The sequence below is a fragment of the Deltaproteobacteria bacterium genome (assembly GCA_009930495.1).
Taxonomy (GTDB): domain Bacteria; phylum Desulfobacterota; class Desulfovibrionia; order Desulfovibrionales; family Desulfomicrobiaceae; genus Desulfomicrobium.
Map to the genome: position 1 here is coordinate 1 of RZYB01000179.1, position 4,837 is coordinate 4,837.

General features: G+C 60.9%; 7 protein-coding genes. All 7 read left to right on the forward strand.

Annotated elements, in window-relative coordinates:
* Positions 1-1,002 (forward strand): SDR family oxidoreductase (locus EOL86_11955; protein ID NCD26287.1); only part of this gene is annotated, 1,002 nt, incomplete at its 5' end.
* Positions 990-1,478 (forward strand): hypothetical protein, encoded by a 489-nt coding sequence (locus tag EOL86_11960; GenBank protein ID NCD26288.1) that lies wholly within the window; start codon positions 990-992, stop codon positions 1,476-1,478. The genes EOL86_11955 and EOL86_11960, both read left to right, overlap by 13 nt.
* Before the next feature lie 127 nt (positions 1,479-1,605).
* Positions 1,606-2,556: a DUF1722 domain-containing protein gene (locus tag EOL86_11965; protein NCD26289.1), complete on the forward strand. Its 951-nt coding sequence runs from the start codon at positions 1,606-1,608 to the stop codon at positions 2,554-2,556.
* Positions 2,557-2,576: 20 nt separating this feature from the next.
* On the forward strand, positions 2,577-3,539 hold the full coding sequence (locus EOL86_11970; protein NCD26290.1) for a serine/threonine protein kinase: 963 nt from the start codon (positions 2,577-2,579) through the stop codon (positions 3,537-3,539).
* 15 nt (positions 3,540-3,554) lie between these two features.
* Complete coding sequence (locus EOL86_11975) at positions 3,555-4,046, forward strand: universal stress protein (GenBank protein ID NCD26291.1); 492 nt, start codon at positions 3,555-3,557, stop codon at positions 4,044-4,046.
* A 121-nt stretch (positions 4,047-4,167) separates the two neighbouring features.
* Positions 4,168-4,611 carry a hypothetical protein gene (locus tag EOL86_11980; GenBank protein ID NCD26292.1) on the forward strand — a complete coding sequence of 148 codons (444 nt, stop codon included), beginning with the start codon at positions 4,168-4,170 and terminating at the stop codon, positions 4,609-4,611.
* Positions 4,612-4,623: 12 nt separating this feature from the next.
* On the forward strand, positions 4,624-4,837 hold a 214-nt coding region (locus EOL86_11985; protein ID NCD26293.1), incomplete at its 3' end, for a DUF445 family protein.

Consider the following 4,837-nt stretch of genomic DNA (forward strand, 5'->3'; position numbering starts at 1 on the left):
ATCATGATCACGCCGGCCTGGGTCAAATCCCTGTGCCAGCCCATCGCCGTGACCAACGTCATCGACTACCTTGTCGGCTGCCTGGACCAGCCGGCCACCATCGGACGGACCCTGGACATCGGCGGCCCGGATATTTTGAGCTACCGCGATCTGTTCGACATCCACGCCCGCGTGGCCGGGCTGCGGCGGCGCGTCATCATTCCCGTTCCCGTCCTGACGCCGCGTCTGTCGGCCCACTGGATTCAGCTTGTCACCCCCGTGCCCGCGACCCTGGCCAAGCCCCTGGCCGAAGGGCTGCGCAACACGGTGGTCTGCCGCGACAACGCCATCCGCGACCTGATTCCGACCCGCCTGCTCACGGCCGAGGAAGCCATTGCCCGCGCCCTGGATCGCACCGCCCATCACGCCGTGGAAACCAGCTGGACCGACGCGGGCATGCCGCGCGTGCCGGAATGGATCGCATGCGGCGACGCGCCCTATGCCGGCGGCACAATTCTGGAATCGGCCCACGCCATGACCGTGGCCGCGCCCGTGGCCCAGGTCTGGGACATTGTCACGTCTCTGGGCGGCGATCAGGGCTGGCTGCACTGGAATTGGCTGTGGCGGCTGCGCGGTTTTCTGGACAAACTTGTCGGCGGTGCCGGACTGCGCCGGGGACGGCGTCACCCGCGCCAGCTCCGTGTCGGCGACGCCCTGGATTTCTGGCGGGTGTTGGGCGTGGAAGAACGACAACGCCTGGTGCTGCTGGCGGAAATGAAAACCCCCGGCGAGGCCCTGCTCCGCTTCGATCTGCGCGAACCGTCCCCCGGACAAACCGAAATCACCCTGCGCGCCCGCTTCCGCCCGCGCGGCCTTTGGGGTATCGTCTACTGGTACATCCTGGCACCGGTGCACGCCCCGCTCTTTCGCGGCATGCTGACGGCCATGGCCCGCCACACAGGCGCCACGGCGGTCATTCCTCCACACACTCCAGCCAAGGAGGCCCCACAATGTCGACTCTGACCATGGTACCGCGTTTCTCGGCCGCGACGGCCTCGGACCCCGCCATCCACCAGATTCTCGAAAACATCCTGCACACACAGCGCTCCGGGGTTCTGGGCACATGCTTCATGGAAATTCCCCTGTGCAGCCAGATGGCCTTCGCCGCCACGCCGGACCTGCGCAACCTGATCGTGGTCACGCCCAGGCAATCGACCAAATACGACAACATGACGAACAATCCCAACGTGTCCTTTCTGGTGACCACGGTCAGCAACCGCCCAGAGGATGTCAGCCAGGCCCAGGCCGTGACGGCCACGGCCTTTGCCACGGAACTGGAAAACGAACGCCGGCACGAAGCAGTGACCCTGTATTCGACCAAACATCCCGATCTGCGGGCCTTCGCCGCATCCATGGACAACGCGGTCATGGAACTGCGCGTGGACACCTTCGCCCTGGTCCGCAATTTTCAAGAAGTGACCCGCGTCACCCAGGGGTGACACTCCGACCACATTCGCGGCGCGACGCTGGACAGAAAGGAGTAAATCCGAAAATACAAGGAAGTGCTAAAACATTCCACTGCTGGCGGTTGCGCGCGGTAGCGGACAACGCAAAGGAGATATTTGTATGAACCGTCCCATTCGTCTGGGCATCAGCCGCTGCCTGCTGGGAGACAAGGTTCGTTACGACGGCGGTCACAAGCACGATCCCTTTCTGACCAAGACCCTGGGCGAATACGTGGAATACGTTCCCGTGTGTCCGGAGGTGGAATGCGGCCTGCCCATTCCGCGCGAGGCCCTGCGTCTGGTCGGCAACGCGGACAATCCCCGCCTGTTGACGCAAAAAACAGGCATCGACCACACCAAACGCATGCAGGACTGGGGCAAAATCCGCCTGGCCGAACTGGAGCATGAAGGCCTGTGCGGCTTCATCTTCAAGAGCAAGTCGCCGTCCAGCGGCATGGAGCGGGTCAAGGTGTATTCCGAAACCGGCAACCTGATCGGCCAATCCGTGGGCATTTTCGCGCGCATGTTCATGCGGCATTTCCCCCTTCTGCCCGTCGAGGAAGAAGGACGCCTGCACGACCCCGGTCTGCGCGAAAACTTCATCGACCGCATTTTCGTGCTCCGCCGCTACCGCGACATGCTCAAAAGCGGGCAAACGCTCGGCAACCTGATCACCTTCCACACCCGGCACAAACTCCAGCTGCTGGCCCACAGCCCGGACATGTATCGCGCCATGGGCCGGCTGGTGGCCCAGGGCAAAACCATGCCCAGGGACCAGCTGTTCAAGAGCTACCACGAAGCGCTCATGAACTGCATGCGCATGAAGGCCACCCCGCCCAAACACCGCAACGTGCTGCAACACATCATGGGGTATTTCAAAAACGAGCTCGTGCCCGATGAAAAACAGGAGTTGCTCGAAATTATAGGAAATTACGCGCAGGGAGTGTTGCCGCTTATTGTCCCGATCACCCTTTTAACCCATTATATGAACAAATTCGAGCAGTTCTATCTTCAAGATCAGACCTATCTGCGGCCGCATCCTCTTGAACTGAAACTGCGCAATCATGCCTGAGGCATATCCGGGAGGCGCTCATGACCGATATCTATGAACTTCTCGCCCGCCATGCTCCGGAAATCCCCCGCAAGCGGATTGGCCGCCTGCTCACGGACACGTCGGAGTTCATGAACATTCAGTACGGCGACGTCATCGCCCTGGACGGCAGGCATTTTCTGGTCCTGCGGGATGAAAAGGAGCGCAGCTTCGGCGTCGAAGATCCCAAATACTGGGTCAAGCGTTGCCGCGAGCTGGAAACAGGCGAGCGTAAAATCCTGAAACTGGTGTTTTACGAGCGTTTTCCCGTGTCGCTGGGCAGCATGGAGATCGAATGTTACCGTAGCCCGCGCAAGGAGGCACGCATCCTGGATCTGGTCCGGGGCGATGGCCGGTTCATGCAGGGCTATTCACGGGACGACGACGCCGGCAACACCGTGCGCGTTCTGGATGTCGTCCAGGGAGATCTGCTGTCCCTGGCCATCGACCGCCTGGAAGCGGACCACAAAACCTATTTCTTCGAACTGTTGCCGGACATTCTCGACAAATTCTGCGCGGCCTGCGGAGCCATCGAGTTTTTGCACCTGCACGGCGAAAACCACGGCGACATCCGCCGCGACCACCTCTGGCTGGAGCACGGCACGGGCAACTATGTCTGGATCGACTTCGACTACACCTATGAATTCCACGAAAGCCCGTTCGGGCTGGACATCTTCGGCCTGGGCAACCTGCTTTTGTTTGTGTGCGGCAAAAAATTCTGCACCACCTTCAACATGGTCCGGCCCGAGTTTGACGGCAAAAACGACGTGACCTTCGAGGCGGCGGATTTTTCCATGCTCTTCAAAAACCGTCTGGCCAATCTGCGCAAGGTCTACCCGTATGTCCCCATGGCATTGAACAACGTGCTCATGCATTTTTCCGCCGCGACAGAGGTTTTTTATGCCACGGTGGGCGAATTACTGGAAGAATTGCAGCCCTGCGCCGACCTGATCCGTCGCGGATAAACCCAAGGAGCGAACATGAATCCGAAAAAAATCCTCATTGCCGTGGACGCCTCGGACAACGCGGCCCGCGCCGTGGACTACGTGGCCCAGCTTCTGACCGATACCACCACCTTTGACGTGACCGTGCTGTACATCGAGCGGCCGCCGAACCGGGATTTTTTCCCGTCGGACGCGGAATGGATCAAGGCCGGCGTGGCCCAGGAAGAACACATCCGCGCCTTTTTGGAGGAATCGCGGCAAAAACTGGCTGCCACCGGCCTGCCGCAAGCATCCGTCAACGTGGCCTATATTCCGCATTGCCAGTCGCCGGTGCACCAGTCGGCGGAATTTTGCAGCCTGGGCACGTCCATCGCCCGGGACATCCTCCAGTTTCAACAAAGCGGCGGCTTCGGCACCCTGGTCATCGGCCGACGTGGCGTGTCCAGGGCCGAGGAATTCCTGTTTGGCAGCGTGACCACCAAGGTCACCCATCTGGCCAAGGACTGCACGGTGTGGGTGGTGCAGTAAACGCGCGGCCCAGCGGCCGGAAATCCGATCCGCCCGAAATCTTGCCTGACCGAAATCGAGCGTGTACACGTGCCGGGCGCCGGAGCACCACCGCCCGGCCCCATCAAACGCGAGGTATCCCATGTCAGACAAGAATTACGCCCAAAGCATCGCCGGCGACCTGTACCACATGATCCAATCCGCCCAGGAACAAGGCGTGAAGGTGGATACGGGTTTTCGCAACCAGGCCCTGTCCAGCCCGAGTATGACCCTGACCTATCTTTTTCTGGGCAAGGAAGACCTGCTCAAGGTTCCGGCCCTGCCGCCCCAGGTCAGGAAACAGATCCGCCGCTCCAACGCCCTGGCCACCATCGAGCTGCAAACCGCCAAAGGCAAACAGACTGCGGGCATTCACCTGATCTGGGCCAGCGCCAAGGCCTGTTCGGCCATCGAATCCGAGGCTGAAATGCTCGACGGCATCCAGGTCCAGGGCCTGGCCACCTTCACCAGTCAGCTCAAGACCGTGATGCGCAACGACATCCCGCGCACCGTGGACCAACAGAACCCGGCCTCGGCCCAGGAATAGACGGAATCCGCCATGCTGCTCAAACTGTTCTTTTCCACCGTCATCTGCGCCTTCATCGGCTGGATCACCAATTTCATCGCCATCAAGATGCTTTTCCATCCGCGAGTACCGGTCCAGGTCGGCAGCCTGACCATCCAGGGCATCTTTCCCAAGCGCCAAAAAGCCCTGGCCCTGAATCTGGCCGCCGTCATCGAGGGCGAACTCCTGTCCCACGACGACATCCGCG